Annotated in this window: 23 protein-coding genes; 2 read left to right on the top strand and 21 right to left on the bottom strand. The window is 61.4% G+C overall.

Annotation, left to right across the window (positions count from 1 at the left end):
• Positions 1–10 precede the first annotated feature (10 nt).
• Entirely contained in the window at positions 11–2,014 is a 2,004-nt protein-coding gene (locus BJ928_RS29130; protein WP_047634612.1) for a CocE/NonD family hydrolase, read from the top strand.
• Position 2,015: 1 nt separating this feature from the next.
• Here BJ928_RS29130 and BJ928_RS29125 read toward each other — a convergent pair whose 3' ends face one another.
• The 4 genes from BJ928_RS29125 to BJ928_RS29115 all read right to left on the bottom strand — a co-directional run bounded on the left by BJ928_RS29125 (position 2,016) and on the right by BJ928_RS29115 (position 4,393).
• Positions 2,016–2,936 carry an alpha/beta hydrolase gene (locus tag BJ928_RS29125; protein WP_047634569.1) on the bottom strand — a complete coding sequence of 307 codons (921 nt, stop codon included), beginning with the start codon at positions 2,934–2,936 and terminating at the stop codon, positions 2,016–2,018.
• 116 nt (positions 2,937–3,052) lie between these two features.
• On the bottom strand, positions 3,053–3,175 hold the full coding sequence (locus tag BJ928_RS39755; protein ID WP_281024160.1) for a hypothetical protein: 123 nt from the start codon (positions 3,173–3,175) through the stop codon (positions 3,053–3,055).
• A 70-nt stretch (positions 3,176–3,245) separates the two neighbouring features.
• A complete protein-coding gene (locus BJ928_RS29120; protein ID WP_047634570.1) occupies positions 3,246–3,983 on the bottom strand; it encodes an SDR family oxidoreductase in 738 nt (245 codons plus the stop codon).
• Between the two features lie 11 nt (positions 3,984–3,994).
• Positions 3,995–4,393 (bottom strand): cupin domain-containing protein, encoded by a 399-nt coding sequence (locus BJ928_RS29115; RefSeq protein WP_047634613.1) that lies wholly within the window; start codon positions 4,391–4,393, stop codon positions 3,995–3,997.
• A 259-nt stretch (positions 4,394–4,652) separates the two neighbouring features.
• On the opposite strand from BJ928_RS29115, the gene BJ928_RS29110 reads away from it, so the two are divergent.
• Positions 4,653–5,546 (top strand): LysR family transcriptional regulator, encoded by an 894-nt coding sequence (locus tag BJ928_RS29110; RefSeq protein WP_047634573.1) that lies wholly within the window; start codon positions 4,653–4,655, stop codon positions 5,544–5,546.
• Positions 5,547–5,555: 9 nt separating this feature from the next.
• On the opposite strand, the gene BJ928_RS29105 is transcribed toward BJ928_RS29110, so the two are convergent.
• From BJ928_RS29105 to cydB, 17 genes are all read right to left on the bottom strand, one after another.
• Positions 5,556–7,187 carry an FGGY-family carbohydrate kinase gene (locus BJ928_RS29105; protein ID WP_047634574.1) on the bottom strand — a complete coding sequence of 544 codons (1,632 nt, stop codon included), beginning with the start codon at positions 7,185–7,187 and terminating at the stop codon, positions 5,556–5,558.
• Complete coding sequence (locus tag BJ928_RS29100; protein ID WP_047634615.1) at positions 7,187–7,915, bottom strand: SDR family oxidoreductase; 729 nt, start codon at positions 7,913–7,915, stop codon at positions 7,187–7,189. Before BJ928_RS29100 ends, BJ928_RS29105 begins: the two co-directional genes overlap by 1 nt.
• Positions 7,916–7,940: 25 nt before the next feature.
• Positions 7,941–9,191 (bottom strand): ABC transporter permease, encoded by a 1,251-nt coding sequence (locus tag BJ928_RS29095; protein ID WP_047634575.1) that lies wholly within the window; start codon positions 9,189–9,191, stop codon positions 7,941–7,943.
• Complete coding sequence (locus BJ928_RS29090) at positions 9,188–10,009, bottom strand: ATP-binding cassette domain-containing protein (RefSeq protein WP_047634576.1); 822 nt, start codon at positions 10,007–10,009, stop codon at positions 9,188–9,190. The genes BJ928_RS29095 and BJ928_RS29090 overlap by 4 nt, the downstream gene beginning before the upstream one ends.
• A gap of 74 nt (positions 10,010–10,083) precedes the next feature.
• Complete coding sequence (locus tag BJ928_RS29085) at positions 10,084–11,169, bottom strand: sugar ABC transporter substrate-binding protein (RefSeq protein ID WP_047634578.1); 1,086 nt, start codon at positions 11,167–11,169, stop codon at positions 10,084–10,086.
• 207 nt (positions 11,170–11,376) lie between these two features.
• Complete coding sequence (locus BJ928_RS29080) at positions 11,377–12,261, bottom strand: AraC family transcriptional regulator (protein WP_047634579.1); 885 nt, start codon at positions 12,259–12,261, stop codon at positions 11,377–11,379.
• 229 nt (positions 12,262–12,490) lie between these two features.
• Positions 12,491–13,444 (bottom strand): oligopeptide/dipeptide ABC transporter ATP-binding protein, encoded by a 954-nt coding sequence (locus BJ928_RS29075; RefSeq protein ID WP_047634580.1) that lies wholly within the window; start codon positions 13,442–13,444, stop codon positions 12,491–12,493.
• Positions 13,445–14,461 carry an ABC transporter ATP-binding protein gene (locus tag BJ928_RS29070; protein WP_047634616.1) on the bottom strand — a complete coding sequence of 339 codons (1,017 nt, stop codon included), beginning with the start codon at positions 14,459–14,461 and terminating at the stop codon, positions 13,445–13,447.
• Positions 14,462–14,466: 5 nt separating this feature from the next.
• Positions 14,467–15,381 (bottom strand): dihydrodipicolinate synthase family protein, encoded by a 915-nt coding sequence (locus tag BJ928_RS29065; protein ID WP_047634582.1) that lies wholly within the window; start codon positions 15,379–15,381, stop codon positions 14,467–14,469.
• A 20-nt stretch (positions 15,382–15,401) separates the two neighbouring features.
• Positions 15,402–16,277, bottom strand: coding sequence for an ABC transporter permease (locus BJ928_RS29060; protein WP_047634583.1), 876 nt, complete (start codon positions 16,275–16,277; stop codon positions 15,402–15,404).
• Positions 16,278–16,280: 3 nt separating this feature from the next.
• Positions 16,281–17,240 (bottom strand): ABC transporter permease, encoded by a 960-nt coding sequence (locus tag BJ928_RS29055; RefSeq protein WP_047634617.1) that lies wholly within the window; start codon positions 17,238–17,240, stop codon positions 16,281–16,283.
• A gap of 155 nt (positions 17,241–17,395) precedes the next feature.
• Positions 17,396–18,988, bottom strand: coding sequence for an ABC transporter substrate-binding protein (locus tag BJ928_RS29050; protein ID WP_047634584.1), 1,593 nt, complete (start codon positions 18,986–18,988; stop codon positions 17,396–17,398).
• A gap of 29 nt (positions 18,989–19,017) precedes the next feature.
• A complete protein-coding gene (locus BJ928_RS29045; protein ID WP_047634586.1) occupies positions 19,018–19,728 on the bottom strand; it encodes a FadR/GntR family transcriptional regulator in 711 nt (236 codons plus the stop codon).
• Positions 19,729–19,995: 267 nt separating this feature from the next.
• Complete coding sequence (locus tag BJ928_RS29040) at positions 19,996–20,400, bottom strand: DUF983 domain-containing protein (RefSeq protein ID WP_047634588.1); 405 nt, start codon at positions 20,398–20,400, stop codon at positions 19,996–19,998.
• A gap of 199 nt (positions 20,401–20,599) precedes the next feature.
• Positions 20,600–22,003: a PLP-dependent aminotransferase family protein gene (locus BJ928_RS29035; RefSeq protein ID WP_047634589.1), complete on the bottom strand. Its 1,404-nt coding sequence runs from the start codon at positions 22,001–22,003 to the stop codon at positions 20,600–20,602.
• Positions 22,004–22,341: 338 nt separating this feature from the next.
• On the bottom strand, positions 22,342–22,467 hold the full coding sequence (gene cydX / locus BJ928_RS29030; protein ID WP_047634591.1) for a cytochrome bd-I oxidase subunit CydX: 126 nt from the start codon (positions 22,465–22,467) through the stop codon (positions 22,342–22,344).
• Positions 22,468–22,485: 18 nt separating this feature from the next.
• Positions 22,486–23,004: cytochrome d ubiquinol oxidase subunit II (cydB, locus tag BJ928_RS29025; RefSeq protein WP_120296733.1), on the bottom strand; the 519-nt coding region annotated here is incomplete at its 5' end.

Below are 23,004 nucleotides of genomic sequence, written 5' to 3'. Positions count from 1 at the left end.
ATATATGATCATGACTGAGCGCAGCTTCACCACCATCGAAAATCAGTGGATCACCCTGAAGGACGGCACCCGGCTTGCGGCCCGCATCTGGATGCCCGATGGCGCGGAGAGCAATCCCGTGCCGGCGGTCTTCGAGTTCCTGCCCTACCGCAAGCGCGACGGGACGAGCCCCCGCGATGAATCCACCTACCCGGTCTTTGCAGCAGCCGGCATCGCCGGCGTCCGCGTCGATATCCGAGGCTCCGGAGAATCCAGCGGCATCATCGACGGCGAATATACAGAGCTTGAGCTTGCCAATGCCTGCGAGCTGATCGCCTGGATCGCGGCCCAGCCCTGGTCGAACGGCTCCGTCGGCATGATGGGTATTTCCTGGGGCGGTTTCAATTGCCTGCAGGTCGCGGCCCTGAAGCCTCCGGCGTTGAAGGCGGTGATTTCGATCGCCTCCACGGTCGATCGCTATAATGACGACATCCATTACAAGAATGGCTGCCATCTCTCCGCCCAGCTCTCGTGGGCGGCGACCATGCTCGGCTATCAATCGCGTTCGCCCGATCCGGCCATCGTCGGCGACGACTGGCGGGGTATGTGGCTGGAACGCCTGGAGCAGGAACCCTTCTTCATGGAGGAATGGCTCCAGCATCAGCGTCGCGATGATTTCTGGCGCCATGGTTCGATCTGCGAGGATTTCGCCGGCTTCGATATCCCGGCCATCGTCATCGCCGGCTGGGCGGATGGCTATCGCAACACGCCGCTACTGGCGGTCGAAGGGCTCGGGGATAAGGCGAAGGCGTTGATCGGTCCGTGGGTTCACAAATATCCGCATTTCGCCTGGCCGAAGCCGCGCGCCGATTTCCACGGAGAGGCCATCGCCTGGTGGAACCACTGGCTGCGCGGCGAGCGCAACGGCGCGGAGGCCATGCCATCCGTGCGCGCTTATATTCTCGACGCAGCCAAACCCGCAAAACGCCGCGATTTCGATCCCGGTTTCTGGATCGCCAAACCAGAATGGCGCCAGCCGGAGATGCAGTGCTTCTACGTTGAGCAGTTCGGCACGCTGATGGAAGGCATGCCGATCCCGCATGCGCCGGAACATCCGGTCTATCTGCGCTCGCCGCTCGACACCGGCACCGCCTCGGGCGAATGGTTCACCCTGAAGCCGGATGCGGAAATGGCGATCGACCAGCGTATCGACGACGCCGGGTCGCTGACTTTCCAGACCGCGCCGCTGGTCGAGGATCACGATTATCTCGGCCGCCCGGTCGTCACCTTGACGCTGCGGTGCGACGCCGAAACCGCCAATCTCTGCGCAAGGCTTGTCGATATCCATCCGGACGGCACGGCGACGCGCGTCTCCTTCGGCGTGCTCAATCTCGCCCATCGCAATGGCAATGCCGCGCCTGAGCCACTGATTAAGAGTCAGCTGGTCCGAGTGACGGTAACACTCGATGCCTGCGGCTATCGTTTCCGCAAGGGTCATCGCATCCGCCTGTCGCTGTCGACGGCCTATTGGCCGATGGTGCTGCCGCCGCCGGAAGATCCCGGCCTGACGATCGATATCGCCTCCATCGGCCTCGCCTTGCCTCAGCTCGGTGCGCATGAGCTCATCGAGGTCAAGCAGCCTGACAATCCCAACCCGCTGCCGAAGTATATCGAACATGCAGCGGGTTCGACGAAGCGACAGGTGATGCGCGATCTCTCGGCCGGCGTCACGCGCTATGAAATCCATGAGGATACCGGCCTTTCCGAACATCCCGGCACCGGCCTTTCGACGCGGCAATTGCGCGAGGAGACCTGGTCGATCGCGCCGGATGACCCGCTGTCGATGACGGGTATCTCGACATGGACGTGCGACATGCAACGTCCCGGCTGGTTCGTCCGCACGGTGGCGACATCATCCATATCCTGCACTGCGAGGGACTGGGTCATCAGCGCCTCCGTCGTTGCCTATGAGGGCGAGACCGAGATCTTCCGGAAGATATTCGAGGAGAAGCGTATCGCGCGTGACCTGATGTAGGTCAGCGGGAGCCAGCAAAGCGGCTTGCCGCCGCGCATATGGCGGCAAAGCCGGCGCGTGCGCCCTCGCTCATATGCCGTGCCCGCAGCCAGGCATGCACCATCTGCGGCTCCTCGCGAAACCACACCTCGACGCCGGCCTGCGCGAGGCGAGCCGCATAGTTGCGGCCGTCGTCGCGCAGCGGATCGTAGTGCGCCACCGTGATGAAAGTCGGAGGAAGATCGGCGACGGACGGCAGAAGAAGCGGACCGGAGACCGGATCGCCTTCGGGCGCTTGTAGAATAGTGCGGTAATAGGCGACATCCGCTGTCGTCAGACCCGGTGCCTCGGCCATTTCTTGATAGGAGCCGGAGACGAGATCGCCACCGAGTGCCGGATAGATCAAAATCTGGCCGACAATTCCCGAAATCCCCTCAGCTTTCGCCCGCACCGCCAATCCCGCCGCTAGATTACCGCCGGCACTGTCGCCGATCAGCACGACCGATTTCTTCTCGGCGAGCAGTTGTTTGAGCACGCTGAAACAGTCATCCGTCTGCGCCGGCCAGCGATACTCCGGCGCCAGTCGATAGTCGACAGAGATCAGTTCGGCGCCGGCATGATCGGCAATTTCGGCGCAGATCGCATGATGACTCTCAAGCGAACCGACGACGAAGCCGCCGCCGTGGAGATAGAGCAGGTGTGTTGCCGTACGGATATTGACGGGCTTGTAATGCCTGACGGGAATCGTTCCGGATACGACTTCATCGCTGGTCTGCATGCCCTCCGGCAAGGGACGATCGAAACGGGCGCATAAGGCATCATACCATTCACGCTGCTGCGCGATCGTGGCCGTTACCGCGTCCGGCGGATAGAAGGAATCGCAGATTTCCATGAACTGCGAGATCCCGGCTTCGCTCGGCATGGGACGCTTAGGGGAAGTCATCGGATATCCTCGATTCGGGCCAATGGATCGAGGATAGCGTGGCGATGCGGGCGAATGCTGATCTGCCTACGGCCAGCATCACCGTGATGGCGACATTCACCAACTAGCGGCCGGGTTTAATCAGCCGCAAATACGCTGCTCGACGGCAGGGAAAAGCCCGTCGGCATCTGCATGCACTGCGCATTGGACCAGGTAAGCGCTGCAAGCGCGAGTGCCGCGCCAATCACAAGCCGAATCATGAGCTCTTCTTTCGTCCCCGTTTGACGCGGCCTGCGAGGTCGCAAATGCCTCGCCGGCCGGTTGTTTCGTTTAGTAGACCTGTGCCGTCGGGCGAAACAGGATCTCGTTGATATCGACATCTTGCGGCTGACTTATGGCGAAAGCCACGGTGCTGGCAAATGCCTCCGGCGATATCGCGCCCTTATAGACCTCGTTGATGCGGGCGGCGACATCCGGATCGGTGATGGTGTCCGGCAGCTCGGTTGCGACAGCACCGGGCGAGATGATCGTCGTGCGGATATTGTGCGGCTTTACCTCCTGGCGCAGACCCTCGGAAAGTGCCCGCACGGCATGCTTCGTCGCCGAGTAGACAGCCCCGCCCGGCCCGACCTTGTGCCCAGCTACCGAGGAAACGTTGATGATATGCCCGCTCTTCTGCTCCTTCATATAGGGAAGAACAGCAGCAATGCCGTAGAGCACGCCCTTGATGTTGACGTCGATCATCCGATCCCATTCGTCGATGTGAAGGCGCTCCAGCATAGAGCTCGGCATTAGACCGGCATTGTTGATGAGCACGTCGATACGGCCATGCTGCCTGACAGCGTGGTCCACGAGCGCCTTCACCTGCGCGCGATCCGTAACATCCGTCTGGACGACGGCCCCCTCGCCCAACGAAAGCTCTTTTGCCAGTTCCCGCAGGCGATCGATGCGCCGCGCCCCGAGAACGAGCCTGGCGCCATCCTTGGCAAGACGGCGGGCGGCCGCCTCACCGAGGCCGCTGCTCGCGCCCGTGACGACCACGACCTTGTCCTTGATACCTTCCGTCATCGTCTTCGACCTCACTTTCCCTGATATTGGGCGTCCGTCACATGCTCCATCCAATCGACTACCTTACCGTCAAGATGTTCCTGGATGGCGATGTGGGTCATGGCTGTCGTCGGCGAAGCGCCATGCCAGTGCTTCTCGCCCGGCTCGAACCAGACGACGTCTCCGGGGCGAATCTCCTCGATCGGGCCGCCCTCGCGCTGAACGAGACCGAAGCCGGCAGTGACGATCAGGGTCTGGCCGCGCGGATGGGTGTGCCACGCAGTCCTTGCGCCTGGTTCAAACGTGACGCTGCCGGCTGCGGCTCTGCGCGCCTCATTGGCGGCAAAGACCGGGTCGATGCGTACGGTACCGGTGAACCAGTCCGAAGGACCTTTGCCCGAGGGCTGCGTGCCGTTCCTCTTGATATCCATGATGACGTCCTTTCTGGCGATGAGCCGCAATGGCTCGACTTTATGAGGCTAATCTAGCCCACAATTTTCGGAGCAGTAGTGGGTCACGCTCGCATAGACTTATGAACCCGAGTGATAAATATCGCGTCCCACTGTAGCGGGCCGAAACAGCAGAACGGCTGCCGAATCTGTGTTTTGGCCTTTCGCTCCCATACGGTCGCTATATGACTCGTTCATTCCATGATAAGAGCATCGCCTGACATATGAGAGACACTCATAGATGCTACGCGAAAACGTCACCGACCTGCTATTCTTTCTCGCCGTCGCCAGAGAACGGAGCTTTACGCGCGCTGCGGCCCAGCTCGGCGTTTCGCAATCGGCACTCAGCCACACGGTGCGGCAGCTCGAGGAGCGCATGGGCGTCCGACTTTTGACGCGCACCACGCGCAGCGTCAGCCCGACACCGGCGGGCGAGCGCCTGCTGCAATCACTGACGCCGCGCTTCCAGGAAATCGAAGCCGAACTCTTTGCCGTCACCGAGCTCCGAGAAAAGCCGGCGGGAACGATCCGTCTCACCTCGGTCGACTATGCTGTCGATACCTATATCTGGCCGAAGCTTGCCAGCGTGCTTAAGGATTATCCTGACATCCATGTCGAGATCATCAACGATTACGGCCTGACGGATATCGTCGCGGAGCGCTTCGACGCCGGCGTGCGCCTCGGCCAGACGGTTGCCAACGGCATGATTGCCGTCCGCATCGCGCCCGATGAGCCGTTTGCCGTGGTCGGTTCTCCATCCTATTTCGAGGGACGCACCAAACCAATCGTCCCTCAGGACCTGACCGCTCACACGTGCGTCAACCTGCGGCTCCCGACGCATGGCGGCAACTACGTGTGGGAGTTCGAAAGGGGCAACGAAGAACTGCGGGTGCGCGTGGACGGGCAAATCACGTTCAACGGTGTCAGGCAGGTGCTGGCCGCCGCCGTCGATGGTTACGGATTGGCCTATGCGCCCTACGGCCTGGTGCGGCCGCACATCGAAAGCGGCCGCCTCGTCCGCGTACTGGAGGATTGGTGCCCGCCATGGACGGGCTACCATCTCTATTATCCGAGCCGCCGCCAGCCGTCTTCCGCCTTTGCGGTGGTGCTGGAGGCGTTGCGCTACCGCGGCTGAGGGCGGGACTTACGACGCCATCAGCGCGCGAATGCTGCGATCTGCCGATTGCAGCAGTTCGAAAGCTTCGTAGCGCCGCTCATGCAACGTCTTGATGGCACCATCGGCCGGCTCGAACTGCTTCGCCAGTCGCGACATGGTTGCCATGGCTTCAACGAGCGAGCCGCAATGACCGCCAGCTGTGGCGCCAAGCATGGCCGCACCGAGAAGAACCGGCTCCTCCGTATCCGCGACAGCGACCGGCCTGCCTGTCGTATCCGCCAGCAGCTGGCGCACAAGACCGCTCTGGGCGGCACCACCGCTTGCAATGATGAGATCGCAGTCAATGCCATCCTGACCCAGCTTTTCGAGCAACTGCTTCAGGCCATAGCCGATACCGCAGAGGCCGGCGACATAGAGTGCGACCAGGTCTTCAATGCCGGTTTCCAATCCTAGACCAGAGATGACGGCACGCGCATCCGGATCGGCATAGGGAGAGCGATTGCCGAGGAATTCGGGAACGACCTGAATGGATTGCGCGAGCTTCACAGCGTCTGAAGTGCTCCCGCTTGCCTTCACGGCCTGCCGGTCGAGCCAGGCAACCAGCGAAAGACCTTCCGCTTCGGCCTTCTGGCGCGCTTCGCCAGTAGCAGGATGCATGCTGACGAGATGATCGATCGCAGCGCCGGCGGCCGATTGACCACCCTCGGTCAGCCAGAGACCGGGCACCATGGCCGAAAAATACGGACCCCAGACACCATCGACAAAAACGGCCCCTTCGCTCGATGCCATCGAGCAGGCCGAGGTGCCGAAGATATAGGCGAGCCGGTTTTTGACATCCGCCCTTCCATCCGGCCCCTGCCCGCCCAGCGTCCCGACACCACCGGCATGGGCATCGATCAGCGACGCGCCGACCGGCGTGCCGATCGCGAGGCCGAGATCACGCGCGGCGACATCGTTCAAGCCTTCGCCAAGCCCAGTCCCCGGCTCGACGATCTCGGTGCCGATCCGCACAAAACCCTCGTCCGCCAACTCGCCCAGGCCGATGTTTTTGAAATACGCGGCATCCCAACGCTTCTCATGGGCGAGATAGGTCCATTTGCACGTCACCGTGCAGACCGACCGTTGCAGCGAACCCGTCGCGCGCCAGGTCAGATAATCGGCAAGATCGAAGAAATGATCGGTCGCAGCAAAGGATTGCGGCAGCTTTCGCTTCAGCCACAGGAGCTTCGGCGTCTCCATCTCAGGCGAGATGCGACCACCGACATAACGCAGCGCGGCATGGTCGCCGGCGTTGATCTCGGCGGCCTCGCCGGCGGCGCGATGATCCATCCAGACGATGATGTTGCGATCGGCATCCCCCGAAGGGCCTACAGCCACGGGTTCGCCGTCGGCCTTGACCGCGACCAGCGAGCAGGTCGCGTCGAAGCCGATACCGGCGACATCGCTGGCCGCTACCTTCGCCGTTGCGACAGCCTCCTTGACGCTATCGCAGACGGCCCTCCAGATCTGCTCGCTCGACTGCTCGACGATGCTGCCGGCCTCGTGCCAGATGGTGATCGGCCGCTTGGCGGCGGCGAGCAGATGGCCATGTGCGTCGAAAATTCCGGCCCGGGCGCTGCCGGTGCCGACATCGATGCCAATGAAATAAGGTGCCGTCATCAGAGATCCGTACTCAAGGGCAGGATCACCAGATCCCGGATTACGATGTTACGCGGTCTGGATAGCATGAAGACCACAGCTTCCGCCACTTCCGTCGCCTCCATGAGACCGCCGGCGGCAATCGCTTCATCGAGCTTTGCCTGCGGCCAGTCGCTGATCAGCGCCGTCACCACCGGCCCCGGCGCCACGGCACCGACCCGGATGCCATGCTTGGCAACCTGACGCCGCACCGTGTGCGTGAAGGCCTGAATGGCGTGCTTGGATGCCGTATAGATCGGCTCCCAGACCACCGGCACGAGACCAGCGATCGAGCTGGTCATGACGATATCGCCGGTCTTCCGTTCGATCATGTGCGGCAGCACCATGCGGACCGAACGGAAGGCGGCGTTGATGTTGAGGTCCAGCATCCGGTCCCAGGCATCTGGATCGCCTTCTGCTACCTCGCCGCCGATATAGGCGCCGGCATTGGCATGGAAGATATCGAGCTTGCCGAACCTGTCGAGAATCTGCGGCAACATGGTCGCGACACTTTCGGGCTTCAGAAGATCGACGACGACCGGATGGGCGTTTGGCCCCAATTCGGCGCAAAGGCTTTTCAGGCTCTCTTCCGCCCGGTCGACGAGGGCGACGCTGGCGCCCTCGTTCAATAGCGACTTGGCGCATTCCAGGCCAATTCCAGACGCAGCCCCGGTGATGGCGGCGACCTTGCCGGCAAAATCCTGTCTCATAACAATCCTTACCTTCTTGAAGAAATCAGCCACGCCCATGCGAGGCGCGGGAACGACGGGCGAGCGAATCGACGATGACGGCAATGGCAAGAACCGCGCCGGTGATCATGTAGCGAAGCGCCGACGACAGATCGAGCATGGTGAGGCCGCTGGCGATCGACTGGATGACTATGATGCCGAGCAGTGCCGAATAGGCGCTGCCGCGACCGCCGAAGAGGCTGGTGCCGCCGATGACGGCTGCGGCGATCGCATTCAGATTGACGTCGCCGGTCCCCGCCTGCTGGCTGGCTGAGGCAAGACGTGCCGCCGCCAGGACGCCGCCGAGGGCTGCGAACATGGCGCAGAGCACGAAGGCGCTGGTATAGATCCGCCTGACATTGATGCCGGCACGCCGTGCCGCTTCGCGATTGCCGCCAACGGCGGACATCGACCGGCCCCATTGGGTGCGCGTCAGCGCATAGTCCATGACGATAACCAGCACAACGAACAGGGCAAACATCCAGGGGATGCCGCGATCCTGATTGAGATAGAAGGCGACGAACTCTAGCGCAACCGTGATGACAGCGGCCTTGATCAGCAGGCCGCTAACGGAAGGTGCCGACAGGTTTGCCTGCTTGCGCCGCCGCACGGCGCTCAAGCCGGTGATGAGCAAGACGGCACCCGGAATGAGCGCGAAGACGTAAGCGAGCGGACGGGGAATGACCAGCAACTGGCCGAAATTCACGATGGCCGAGCCGTAGGGCAGATTGATCGAACCGGTCGCGCCAAGCAGATAGAGCTGCATGCCGAGTACGGCGAGAAGACCCGCCAACGTCGCAACGAAGCTCGGCATGCCCAGCCGATTGAACAGCACCGCATAGATAGCGCCGATCACACCACCGACGACGAGCGCGGCCAGGATCGCCAGAGCGACCGGCCAGCCCTCGTTGACCCAGAGCATGCCGACCATGGCCGAGGCAAAGCCGCTGATCGAGCCAACGGACAAATCGATCTCGCCGACCATCAGCACGCAGACGATGCCAAGCGAGATGATGCCGACCGTCGAAGCGTCGAACAGCAGGTTGGCGAGATTGCTGCTCGAAAGGAATATGGGATTGAGTGTACCGAACACCGTCCAGATGATGACAAGCCCGACGACAACAGGCAAAGAGCCGAGGTCGCCGGAGCGGATCTTGTCGATCGACGAGCGGATGGTGGCCGCAAGCCCGGTATCATGGTTGACGCGAACGTCGCTGCGATCGAGCAGCAGGGTGGATTGCTTGCCGTTCTCGCTCATGGCTGGCCCCCTTCTCTTTGTTCCTGTTGGGCCTGACGCCGCCCCGCGCGTCGCGACACGGAGTTTTCCGTCGCGCCGGTGATGGCGCTGACCAGTTCCTGGTTTGACGTGTCGGGATAGAAAATCCCGTTGTTGCGGCCGAGACGCAGCACGACGATGCGGTCGGCGACGGCGCGCACGTCCTCCATGTTATGGCTGATCATGATGACGCCGAGCCCCTTGTCGCGGACGCGCTCGATGAGGTTCAGCACCTCGGCGGTCTGTGCGACGCCAAGTGCGGCAGTCGGCTCGTCGAGCATGATGAGCTTCGGCTCAAGCAGCAGCGAGCGGGCAATCGCCACCGTTTGTCGCTGGCCGCCCGACAGCGATGCGATCGGGATGCGCACACTCGGGATGCGCGCTGCAAGCTCGTTGAGCAGTGTCCAGGCCCGAACCTCCATCGCCGTTTCATCGAGCTTCATCGGGCTCAATTCTCGGCCGAGAAAGATGTTCGCGACGACATCGAGGTTTTCGCAGAGCGCCAGGTCCTGAAAGACGGTGGCAATACCGAGATCGAGCGCGGTTGCGGGGTCGCTGAGCGTCACCGGCTTGCCGCGGAACGTGATCGTGCCGGCGCTCGGTTGGTGGACGCCGGCCAGAACCTTGACGAGCGTCGATTTGCCGGCGCCGTTGTCGCCGACAAGCGCCACCACTTCGCCGGCGTGAACATCGAGGTTGATATCCGTCAGTGCCGAGACGGCGCCGAAGTGTTTGGAGATGCCTTTGAGGCTGAGCACAAGCTCGCCATCCGGGGCTCGATGATCGGAAGCGTCACTCATGACCAGCCACCTTCTCGGGTTAGAATTCTATCGGTTTCCGGCCGCCGAAGCGGCCGGAGCTTGGGAGGCAGAACTCAGCCGCCGATACCGAGCTTCTTGCAGCCATCGGCGTAACGGTCGTTGCAGAGCTGTGCGGGCGTCTGGATCGGCTTGCCGTTGACGGTCTTGTCGATGATCTCGGCCTTGAGGTTCTCGGACGTAACCAAGGCCGGCGTGAAGAGCTTGGTCGGCGTGTCGAAAAGTTTCGTGTCGGCTTTCGGCGTCTCGCCGGAGAGCAACTCGATTGCGACATTGGCGGCGGCGGCGGCAACGATCTCGCTCGGCTTGGAGATCGTATTGTACTGATCACCGGAAATGATGAGCTGCAGACCGGCGATGGTCGCGTCGTTGCCCGTCACCGGCGGCACCGGATCAACGCCTGCGGCCTTGAAGGCTGCAATCGCTGCACCACCCGTACCGTCATTGGCAGCGACGACGCCGAGGATCTTCTTGCCGAAACGGGTGATCTGGCCACTCGCCCATTGCTGCGCCTTCGGCGGCGCCCATTCCGGCGTGTCGAACTCCGCCAGAACCGGATAGCCGCCATCGGCGAGGCCGGCATGAATGCCCTTCTTGATCAGGCCTGCGGCCGCATCGGTCGGCGAACCGTTGATTTCGAGAAGGCCGCCATCGCCCGCCTTCACACCCTTCGCCTTCAGATGATCGACCAGCGACTTGGCGATCATCTTGCCGATCTCTTCATTGTTGAAGGAGACATAGTAGTCGGCAGCAGCCGACGGGATCGGGCGGTCATAGGCGATGACCTTCACGCCCTGGCTTTGCGCGAGCTTAACCAGCGAAGCAGCGGCCGTTGAGTCCACCGGGTCGAGCACAATCGCCTTCGCACCCTGCGAAATCGCCGAGTTGAACTGCTGCTGCTGGCGTGAGGCATCGCCATTGGCATTCTGGTAAATGACCTTGCAGCCGGCGCAAAGCTTCTTCATCTCCGCCTGGAAGCCGGGGAAGTCGTGCTCTTCATAGCGCGTGGAGCTCTGGTCGGGCATGAGGAAGGCAACGGTCGCGTCTGTCACCTTGGCCGATTGCGCGAAGGCAGAGGTGCCGGCCAGAAGGCCGAGGCCAAGCGCCGCAGCGCCGGCGATTTTCAATGCGAAATGGTTCATTGGAATTTCTCCGTTCCAAATGGTAATAGTTTCCCTCGATCATCGCGGCTGTCCGCACGCGATGCTCTCTTGTTTGATGCGTTCCCGCCGGCGGTCATCCGACCGAGGCGGCGGTAAATTTCGGACAAGCCTTTTCCTTCGAGCGGCAAAGCTGCCTGCCCGTTCGCTTGTCCTGAATTCTGCCTTTCCTCCCTGTCCTCCCTTTTGTTAGGCGGCCTCCACCGCGCGCGCGTGCTGTGCCAGGAGCGATCTAAACCGGGAAGGCGCCATGCCCTTCTGATCCAGAAAACGCCGATTGAAATTCGAGATATTGTTGAAGCCTGCGGCAAAGCAGATGTCGGTGATCGTCATCTCTGCCTTGCTCATCAGGAGATGGCAGGCAAAATTGATGCGCAGCCGATTGACATACTGCACCAGCGCCATGCCGGTATGGCGGCGGAAGCTGCGTGAAAAGGCGCTCGGGCTCTGACCGGTCAGTTCGGCCAGATCGCACTCGCTGAACGGCTCGGTCAGATGCGCATTGATGAAAGCGAGCGCCTGGTTGACGCCGGCCGACATGAAGCCGGATGGGTCCGGCTGATAGCCGGCGCTCGCGAGCGTCTGCGTGCCCTGTGCGCTGCTCATCGCATCAAGGATGTTCATGAAGAGTTCTATCCGGCGAATGCCTGACGCCTCCACCAGCTCGCCAAGGATTGGGCCGACGATGGCAGCGGTTTCGGGCGTGAAGAGCGCGCCGCGCCGGCTCGTCTCAAGAATACCGGCGCAGGCCGAAAGTTCGGGAAAGACCTTGCTGGCATCGGCAAAGAAGGATTCGGAAAATTGCAGGACGCGGCAGCGTAGCGGCAGGGTGACGCCGACGGGCACGTCGCTGACCCAGTTGTGCGGCAGGTTCGGCCCCGTCAGCACCAGATTGCCAGGCTCGAACTCGCCGATGAAGTCGCCAATGAAATATTGGCCTGTCGTCGCGACGACATGATGGATTTCATATTCGGGGTGAAAATGCCAGCGAACCGTGCGGTAGGGATAGCCATGTTCCCAGGCCTTGAAGGACTCGCCGCTGCCGATCGCGACAACTTCCAAATCGGGATTCATCGGCAAGCCTCCTTTCGTCCGTCCGTGTTGCTACGGTTACGGCGCCTCCTCCCAGAGGCCATCGCGTCTTCTATGTGGTAAATCTACCCCTAGCAGCAACCCTCCGCTACTACGCCCTGTACGCTCGACCGATACTTTTTTGACATGGAGGGTGGCATCTTTGATCAAATGTGCAGTGCGGCATGGTCAGCCGCATTGCCCAAGAGGCCTGCATCAGCTCAGAGCTGGATCAATCAAGATCGTCGCGAATACAGGCTTTGAACTGCCCCGGCGCAACTTCGCGCAATTGCGGCACTGCCGCTGCGCAGGCGTCGAGCGCCAGGGGACAGCGCGTGCGAAAGACGCAGCCGCTCGGCGGATTTGCCACGCTTGGAATATCGCCCTTCAGGATTTGCCTGTTGCGCCTGCGATCCGGATCGGGCGACGGGATGGCCGATAGCAGAGCGCGTGTATAGGGATGAGACGGTCTGGCGTAGAGATCGGCGCTAGAGGCAATCTCCATGATGCGTCCGAGATAGAGGACGATGACGCGGTCGCAGAGATATTCGACTACGGCAAGATCATGCGAGATGAACAGCATGGTGAGCGATAGCCGCTGCTGAAGGCCGCGCAGCAGGTTGATGACCTGTGCCTGAATGGAAACATCCAGTGCCGAGACAGGCTCGTCGGCGACGAGAAATTCCGGCCCGAGCGCAAGTGCGCGGGCTATCCCGATCCGCTGGCGCTGACCGCCGGAAAATTCATGGGCGTAGCGATTGATGGCCTCTGCCGGCAGATCCACCTGTTCGAGCGCTGCCCGCGCGCGATCCATCCGATCGAGACGGCTGCCGATACGCTGGATCTTCAAGCCTTCCGTCAGGATCTCGCCGATGGTCATGCGCGGCGAGAGACTGGCGAAGGGGTCCTGAAAAATATATTGCATGCGTGGCCGCATCCGTCTGAGATCGCCGGCCCCGAGCCTGGTCATTTCGGTGCCGTCGAAACGCACGCTGCCCGCCGATGGCTCGACCAGCCGCAGGATGGACCTGCCGATCGTCGTTTTGCCGCTGCCGGATTCGCCGACGAGCCCAACGACTTCCCCCTTTCCGATATCGAAGGAAATATCGCGAAGAATGGAAAGCTTTGCACCGCGGGACACATAATCCTTGGCAAGGTTGCGGATGGAGACAAGCGCTTCGGTCATCTAAATCTCCCGCCAGCGGATACAGCGGCTCGCATGGCTCGCCTCGACGGTTTCGAGAGACGGCACGGCTTCGCTGCAAGCATGGATCGCATGCGCGCAACGCGGCGCGAAAGCGCAGCCCGAAGGCATTCGCGTCAGACCCGGCACGACGCCGGGAATGGCATAGAGCTGCTTGCCGGCCTGCCGCATCCGAGTCGCCTCGCCAAGCCGCGGCATGGAGGCAAGAAGCCCACGGGTATAGGGATGTCTCGGATTGCGGAACACCGCTTCGGTCGGCCCCTCCTCGACGATCCGCCCGGCATACATGACCGCGACCCGATGGGCGATCTCGGCTACCACACCGAGATTATGCGTGACGAACAGGATCGCCATGCCGCGCTCCCGCTGCAGACGCTGCATGAGATCGAGGATCTGCGCCTGTATCGTGACATCGAGCGCCGTCGTCGGCTCGTCGGCGATCAACAGCACGGGATCGCAGGCAAGCGCCATGGCAATGGTCGCGCGCTGGCGCATGCCGCCGGACAGTTCGTGCGGATATTGCCGGACGCGGCGTTTGGCATCCGGAATACCGACACTGTCCAGCAGTGCGATCGCCTCGCGCATTGCGCTTGCACGATCCGCCCCACGGTGGATGCGGATCGGCTCGGCAATCTGATCACCGATGGTCAGCACCGGATTGAGGCTCGACATCGGCTCCTGAAACACCATGCCGATATCGCCACCGCGGATCTCGCGCATGTGGCGATCATCCAACGCGGCGAGGTCGTTGACGATACCCTGCCGATCCCGCAATCTGATGACGCCGGCCGCAATCTTCCCGACATTGCGCGTCAGAAGCCGCATCACCGATAGGCTCGTCACCGACTTGCCCGAACCGGACTCGCCCACCAGCGCCAGCGTCTCGCCGGCATCAATGGTCAGGTCGATATCGCGCACGGCGGTCAATTCGCCACCACGGGTGCGAAAGACCGTTCTCAGTCCCCTGATATCGAGAACGGGTTGGGCAGCCGGCGTCATCATGCTCAGAGCAGCCCTGCGTTTTTCAGGATCGCATCGATCCTGGCCGTTTCTTCGGCATTCAGCGCGGCGCGCGGGCGCGGCATGACCGCGGTATCAATGATGCCGAGGCTCTTCATCGCGGCCTTGAAGGCGCCGATGCCGGCCGCGCCGCCGCTGACGCGCCCCTGCGCGACCCAGACGATCTCGAACAGGCGGCAAAGCCTCTCCTGCTCGCGCCGGGCCGCGACCCAATCGCCGCGTTGTGCCGCATCCCACAGCCGGACATAGCCATGCGGATCGACGTTGGCGATGCCGGGCACGACGCCATGCGCGCCCATCAGGAGCGCATTGTCGACGACGATCTCGGAGCCGGTCATCAAGAAGATATCCTTGTGATCGGCAAGATCGAGCAGCGCATAGCGGAAATTGCCATCGTCGCCGCTTGAATCCTTCAAACCGATGATGGTCCCCTCCTTTGCGAGGGTGACCACGGTTTGGCGCTGAAGTTTTACATTCACGCAGACGGGAATGTCATAGGCAACCAGCGGCACATCGACGGCATCTCTTATATAGCGGAAGTGATCCAATATCTCAGACTGGCTGGTCACCGTGTAGAAGGGAGCCGTCACGACGACAGCGTCGGCTCCGGCCGCCTTGGCGATTTTCGAATGGGCGATCACGCGGTCGGTCGTGGGATCGATGGTCCCGACCAGCAGGGGCACTCGCCCGTTCACGATCTTGGCGGAATGCTCGATGATCTCCTGCCTCGTCCTTTCGTCGTGGAAGATGACTTCGCTGGTGGAGCCCAGCACGAAGACGCCGTGGCAGCCGCCATCGATCAGATGCTCCAACACCCGCGTATAGGATGGGTAATCCACGGTGAAATCGTCGTTCAGCGGCGTTACGACGGGGGGCACCACGCCCTTGAATTTGCTCATTGTCTCTTTCTTTCTTCGGTTCAGTGAAGTTCGGCGCGCGGATCGAAGGCATCCCTCAGCCCGTCGCCGATGAAATTGATGGCAAGGACGGCCAGAACCAGCGCGGCGCCGGGAAACAGCCATTGCCAGGGATATTGTTCGAGAACGGCAGTGGAGCGGGCAGCATTGAGCATGTTGCCCCAACTCGCTGCGGGCGGCGCGATGCCAAGCCCGAGGAAGGAAAGCCCGGCCTCCAAAAGGATCGCGTTCGCCACCTGCGTCGTGGCATAAACCACCAGGATATCGATGCAGTTCGGCATGCCGTGGCGCAGTAGGAGGTGCGGCAGCCCGGCACCCATGCCACGTGCCGCCGTCACGAAATCGCGCTCGCGCAACTCGAGCAGCCTGGAGCGCACCATGCGGGCAAGCAGCGGCCAGGACAGCAGCGATATGACAAGAATTGTCGGAAGGATGCCGGTGCCGGTGATCGAGGCGAGTACCAGCAGGAAGATGACCGGCGGCAAGGTCATGACCAGATCGACGAAGCGCATGCTGAGCGCATCCGCCCAGCGCCCGGCAAAGGCGGAAACGAAGCCGAACAGGAAGCCGATAATGGCGGAAATGACGGTGGAACCTGCCGCAACCATCAGCGATATGCGGCCGCCTTCGAGCACTCGGGCAAAGACGTCACGCCCGACGCCGTCCGTTCCGAACCAATGGGTCGCACTGGGTGCCGCGTTCATGGCGAGGAGATCGATATCGTTGGGCTGGAACCGCCACCATAGCGGATAGGTGGCGATCAACAGTAGCAGCGGCACGGCGATCCCAACGCCGAACAGGGCGGCCCCGTTCAGCCGGAAGCGGTCGAAGGCTCGGGCAAGCGGGCCGTGGCTTGGTCGTTCGGTTCGCGCCAGCATCGCTCAGCCCACCTTGATGCGCGGATCGATCACCGCATAGGCGAGGTCGGTCAGCAGATTGACGACGATGACGCAGGCGCCGATGACAAGGGTCGCCCCCATGATGACGGGATAGTCGCGCGACGTGACCGCGTCGACCAGCAGCAGGCCCATGCCCGGCCAGTTGAAGACGCTTTCGACGAAGATCGCGCCGCCGATCGCAAGCCCGATGGTCGAGCCGATGACCGTCACCACAGGCAGCAGCGCGTTGCGCAGGGCGTGCTTGACGATCACCCAGAACTCGAACACCCCCTTGGCGCGCGCCGTGCGCACATAGTCCTGATTGAGGACTTCCAGCAATGACGCCCGCATGTAGCGCATGATGAGCGCCGCCTGGGCGATCGCCAGAAGCGAAGCCGGCAGAATGAGATGCCGGAGCAAGTCGCCAACGGAAAAGTCCTCGCCCGGCGTCAGCATACCACCTGAAGGCAGCCAGCCGAGGCGCACGGCAAAGATATAAAGGCCAAGCAGTGCGCTCAGGAACGCCGGGCTCGATATGCCGGCCAACGCCAGCACGGAGAGCGAGATATCCGTCACCGAATTACGCCTGACGGCACCGATAACCCCCGCGGCAATGCCGGCAATGACCGCCATGACCAGGGCCGAGCCCATCAGCAACACGGTCGGGCCGATGCGCGACAGCACCAGCGTCAAGACCGGCTGATCGGCTCGCTTGACGGAATAGCCGAGATTGCCTTGCAACGCCTGCAGCAGCCAGCCGACATATTGCAGCGGCAGCGGCCGATCCAAACCGAGGCGCTCGCGCAGATCGGCCATGGCAGCCGGCGACAGGGGCGTGCTCGGATCGATATAGGCATCGATCGGATCGCCCGGCGTCAACCGCAGCAGAACGAAGACCAGCATGCTCAGGGCCACGAGCATGCCGATGCCGATCACAAGACGCCTGAGACCATAGTGAAGCATATCGAACCTATGTTTCGAGGAAGGCGCCGGCCGCATTTACGGGCGGCCGAAAACCCAGAGCGGTTCAGCCTTTCACGGACTCTCCGAACCGCTCTATCTCTTTGTTTCACGCAATTCCCGACGGAAAACCGCTGCGCGCTTTTCCTGGATTTGCTCTAGTTTGCGAGCTTCCACGCTTCCGGATGCGCGATGTAGGGGCCGCCGCCGGGCGCCGGCGTCCAGACGAAATCCTTCACCTTGGACGACACGACCCCATAACGGTTCGCCACCCACATGGTCGCCCAGGGCAGGTCCTTGTTCATGACCTTGCAGACATCCTGGTAGCGTTGATCGCGCTTGCTGGCATCCGTCTCGGCAATCGCAGCATCGAGTGCCTTGGTCAGATCGGGCATGCGTGCCCGCACCACATTGGCCCCTGCCGGAGGGATCTGCTTTTCGTTGAGCCCGGTATTGATGTTGCTCGGATCGGGTCCGTTTTGCAGGCCGGCATAGACGAGCTGAAACTGCGACGCGTCGGCCTTGGGGTTGAGCACGATGCCGTTGTAGGTCGGCGCATCGACGGCGCGCGGCACGACATTGATGCCGACCTGCGCGAGCATCGCCTGCACGGCTGCGAGCACATTCGTCGCAAGCGGCGTGTTGTAATAGGTCAGCAGGGCGATGGGCTTGTCGCCGTTGATCTTGTCCCAGCCGGCCTCATCGAGCAATTGCTTGGCCTTGGCCGGATCGTAGGGATAGGCGTCAATGCCATCGGGCACGAGTTGGCTGGCCACATAAGCGCAATTGGCGGGCTTGGCCGCGCCGCCATAGAGGCTCTTGATGATCGCATCGCGATTGATGGCGTGCATGACGGCCTGACGGACGCGAAGATCCTTCCATAGCGGCGAATCCTGATTGAAGCCGAGATAATTGACGACGAAGGAATCGCCCTCGATGACCTGGAACGACTTGTCGTCCTTGAAGGTCGGCACATCGTTGGAATCGACATAGGTGAACTGGATCTCACCTGCCCGCAGCGCCGAGATCGCCGCGGCCGGATTGGCAAAATAGCGGTTGATCAGCCGATCCAGTACCGGCTTGCCGCCGCGATAGTCGGGATTCGCTGTCAGCTCGACATATTGATCCTGCACATATTTGACGAATTTGAATGGCCCGGTCCCGATCGGCGACGTCGACCACCAGCTGCTCTTTGCAAGCTGATCGGCAGGTATGGCAGCAAGCGCATGCTCGGGCAAAACCATGATCTTGGCCAGCGTATCGAGGAGGCTCGCCGACGGCGCGGACAGCTTGACGACAAGGGTATGATCATCCGGCGTCTCTACGGATGACAGGAGCTTAAACCGGGCGGCAAAGACCGAGCCGGTCTTGGAATTCGCCGCAAGATCGACGGTGAATTTGGCGTCCTTGGCCGTGAAGGCCTTGCCGTCGTGCCACTTGGCATCGGCAAGTTTGAACGTGTAGGTCAGCTGATCCGGGCTCACCTCATAGGAGGAAGCAAGCACGCCGACGATCTTCTGCAGCTTTTCGTCATAGCTGACGAGCGGCTCGAAATAGGTGTTGAGCCAGGTGAGGCCGGCCGTTGCTGCCAGCGGATTGAAATTGCCCTGAAAGCCGCCCGGACCGACATCGAATCCACCGGACATCGTGGCAGCCACGGCAGGCGCAGCCATGCCGCTCATATCAGGCATCGCGGTGGCCGACAGCAATGCTCCCAACGCGATTGTCGACAGATGAAAAGTCTTCCTCATGAATATCCTCCTCCCCTTGTTCGTGATGGCTATTTCTTCTTGTTGTTGGCTATCACCTGCGAAATTCCCTCGTAGTGGCGGTCGAGGCGCATGCGCACCTCCTTCAGATTTTTGGATTCCAGCGCATCGACGATCGCTTCATGGTCACGCCAGGTGGCCATGGGATCGACATCGTCCAGATCGAAAAAGCGGGACGCCTTGTAAAAAGCGAGCCAGAAGACATCGATCAGGCGAACGAAGGTCTCGTTGCCCTGGCAACGAAACAGCAGGCGGTGAAAGAGCTGATCATCTTCGGCAAAGGGCTCGCCGCGCTCGGCATGGGCGCGCATACGATCGGTGGTGGCGCGCAATTCGGCCAGATCCTCCGGCCCGATCATCTCGAGCGTCTTGCCGATCAGGCCGACTTCGAGCGTACGGCGGATCTCCAGCACTTCCTCCATGTGCCGCAGCGCATCGCCGAGACCGTAGGCGAGATTGTCGAGCAGCGGCGCAAAGGAGAATGCCTTGACGAAGATGCCGATACCGCGGCGCGTCTCCAGCACACCGAGGGATTCGAGCGCCTTGATACCCTCGCGGAGAGAGTTTCGGCTGACGCCCAATTGCGTCGCCAACTCTCCTTCCGCTGGCAGCATGGTGCCGGGCTGCAGGCCGTTGTCGGCGATATAGCTGCGCAGGCTCTCCTGCACGGAAACATGCAACAGCGGTGCACGCGTCAATGGCTGTATGACTTTGCCGACCATAGAACCGGACTCCCAACCGAGATTGGAAGCGAACCTATTGACTTGTAGGATATCCGTCAAGTGGATAAGTGTTTCCGACATGTGAGGATCACACGCTGGCAAACGCCGCCGCTCCAGGGTGGATGGCGCGATACTGCTCTATGCTCGCTAATGGGCGTCGTAGGCCAGCTATCGCCGACCCTTATACAATCAGCAAAAATGCTGTCGAAACGTCACGATGACGGACCAACTTGGCTGCCTTTCGGCGCCAGGCAGGCATGCCACTCTTCAATTCGCCGTATGTGGCGTATCGCTTTCCGGCAACCGGACAAGTTTACCTTCCTCCGCCTTGTAGAAATACTGGCTTGCAATCAGCCAGCCCTTCAACGGTCGCAAGGGCGGAATGCAGGTCGCCAGCATGAACGGACCGGTCACCAGAAACTGGACCCAGACCGGCGCCGAGAACGCCACCTCGAGCCAAACGCCAAGTAGCACGCTCGGGATGCAGGCAAAGCAAATGACAAAGAAAGCCGGCCCGTCGGCGGGATCTGCGAAGGAATAATCCAGGCCGCAGGCTTCGCATTCCTTGCGCAGGGTCAAGAACCCATCGAACAGACGCCCCTGCCCGCAACGCGGACAACGGCAGCGAATGCCTGTTTGTAACGGACTCAGCGGGGGATAATCGGCATCCATGACAGCATCACTCCTCGATCAATTTCCTGAACGACTGCGATCAATATTAATATTGAATGCATCCAATATAGGTACAATGAACGCGAATGATAAGTCCATCAGTCAGAATGACGCAGTGGAGGCCGCTCGGATCAAGGAAAACGACCGCCGCGCCGGAGCCTGTCTCCGTCCAATCAATAACGATATTCCGGCAAGGATATCAGAAGAAGGACGCGGCCATTTCCGGCGGCCCTTGCAGTGCATGGGCCATAAAATTCAGCGCACCCTTCAAGGCGTCGCGACCGATCGGACCGCCGAGGCAAACGCGCACCGCTTCGGGTGCCGTGCCCTCCACCGTGAAAGCATCACTTGCGACAACGCCTATGCCCGCATCGCGCATATGGCTGCTGAAGATAGCGCGCGTCCAGCCGCCGCCGAGCGGTAGCCAGATATTGAAGCTGATAGGATCGGCCCTGTAGCTGCCGGCCGGCAAGATGTCTGCGACCATCTCCTGACGGGCGGCAGCCTCGGTGCGAATGAAACGCAGAATGCCGTCGGCGGTGCCATCCTCGATCCAGCGTGTCGCGAGCGCCATGTTGAGTGGCGACGCCATGACGCTACTGCTGCGCATCGCACTCACGAAGGGCCATATCGACTTCGTGTCCGGCGCCACGACAAAGGCGAGGCGCAGACCGGCTCCGATGCACTTCGCCAATCCGCCGATATGCCAGGTCAGATCCGGCGCGACTGCCGCCATTGGCGGTGGCGCATCCAGCGGAATGAAGCCGTAGGCGTCATCCTCGATGATCGGCACGCGATATTTGCGGGCAATGGCGGCGATCGCCTCCCGGCGCTTCTGCGGAATCGTAAGAGTGGTCGGATTCTGCAGCGTCGGATTGAGGTAAAGCGCCTTCGGTCGCAGCCGTTCGCAGCTTTCGGCAAAGGCTTCCGACAAAATGCCTTCTTCATCCATGGCGAGGCCTGCGAGATTGAGCCGAAGCTGCGCCGCGATCGAACGCATGCCGGGATAGGTAATGCTCTCCGAAAGCACGGTTTCACCCGATTTGGCGAGCAGGCCGAAGATCGCCAGCAAGGCGGGATGCGCGCCGGGAGTTACGAAGATGCGCTCCCGCGCCGGGGAAAGGCCGCGGCGGCTGAGCCATGCACTGGCAGCCTCCTTGTCCATGCCGGTGCCACCAAAACCTTGATAGCGCAGCAAGGGGACCAGATCCGCCGCCACCACGGACATGCCTTCCCGCATGCGGGCAAGAAGATCGGGGTCGCTCGGCTCAGGCGGCAGATTCATCGAAAAATCGATCGCGACAGCACGGCGCGGATCGGGAGCGGCATCGACGATGAAATTGCGGCGCTCCCTTTCCTGCCTGCCCGTCACGAAAGTCCCGCGCCCGACATGCGAGTCCACCAGACCGCGTTTCTGAGCCTCGACGTAACCGCGCGCCACCGTCGTAAAGTCGATGCCGAGGCGCTTGGCAAGCGCACGCTGTGGCGGCAACCTGTCGCCGGCGACGAGAACACCGGTGCGCAGATCCATTTCTATCAGGTCTGCTATGGCAATGTAGCGGGGGCTGGAGGAGCGGCTGAGATCGGGATGCCAGTCTTTCATTTCATGCTCCGCACCGGGACCGGGCCTAAGCTGGGATTGGGACCGGCATTGATCGCATATTGTTGCATACAACTCGAATTATGTAGAGGCGCCGGCCCCGGTTTTCATCCCCGGCAAGGCCAAATGTCGCAATATTTTCAATTGATGGATGTTTTGCGCGGACAGTTACTGCTGCAATTGACGGCATAATGAACTGATTTGATCATCCAGGCAGTCTCAAGCAGCGAAGACCTGCTATGAATGTCCTCCTTGGTTTATCGCGAAATTCGGCACGCCGGCTTCAGCTGACGTGCCAATCCTGTGGCAAGGTTCCATTTGGGTCGGGACGGAGGTTTTGTTCATTTCTCCTGAGCGCGCGCGGCTTTCGCCTTCGCTTGATCGTCCACGAGTTCGTACCACATGGCATTGAGAACGGCGAACGCCGCCGCGAGGGGGAAGCCGAGAAGCCAGGCAAAGTACCACATGTAAAATCTCCTTGAGGATCAGTAGGCGTGACCGCCCTTGTCGTTGACAGTCTCTTCGTCGACCTTGCCCCACAGCACGCGATAGACCCACGCGGTGTAGGCCAGGATCATCGGCAGGAAGATGATGGTGACGACCAGCATGATGAACAGCGTCAGATGGCTGGACGAAGCATCCCAGACCGTCAGACTGGAGCGTGGATCAAGCGATGACGGCAAGAGGAAGGGAAACATCGACAAGCCAACGGTCGAAATGATGCCGAAAATGGCAAGCTTGCTGAACAGCAGCACCGTGACTTCTCGCCGGCCGAGCATGGCAAGCAAGGCGGCTGCCGCGCCGAGGAAACCGAGAACCGGCGCGATCATCATCCACGGATGGGTGCCGTAGTTGGTAAGCCACGCCCCTGCGCTGTGCTCGACCGTCTTCAGAAGCGGATTGGACGGGCCTTCGCCATCGATGGCGCTGGCGATATGATAGCCGTCTATGCCCATCCACAGGAACAGACCCCCAAGCGCAAAGAGCACGATCACGGCGAGAGC

The organism is Rhizobium sp. WW_1 (assembly GCF_003610155.1).
In the GTDB taxonomy this organism is placed as follows: Bacteria; Pseudomonadota; Alphaproteobacteria; order Rhizobiales; family Rhizobiaceae; genus Rhizobium; species Rhizobium tropici_A.
The sequence above is the reverse complement of the archived record's forward strand: the minus strand, read 5'-3'. Positions and strand labels throughout refer to the sequence as shown.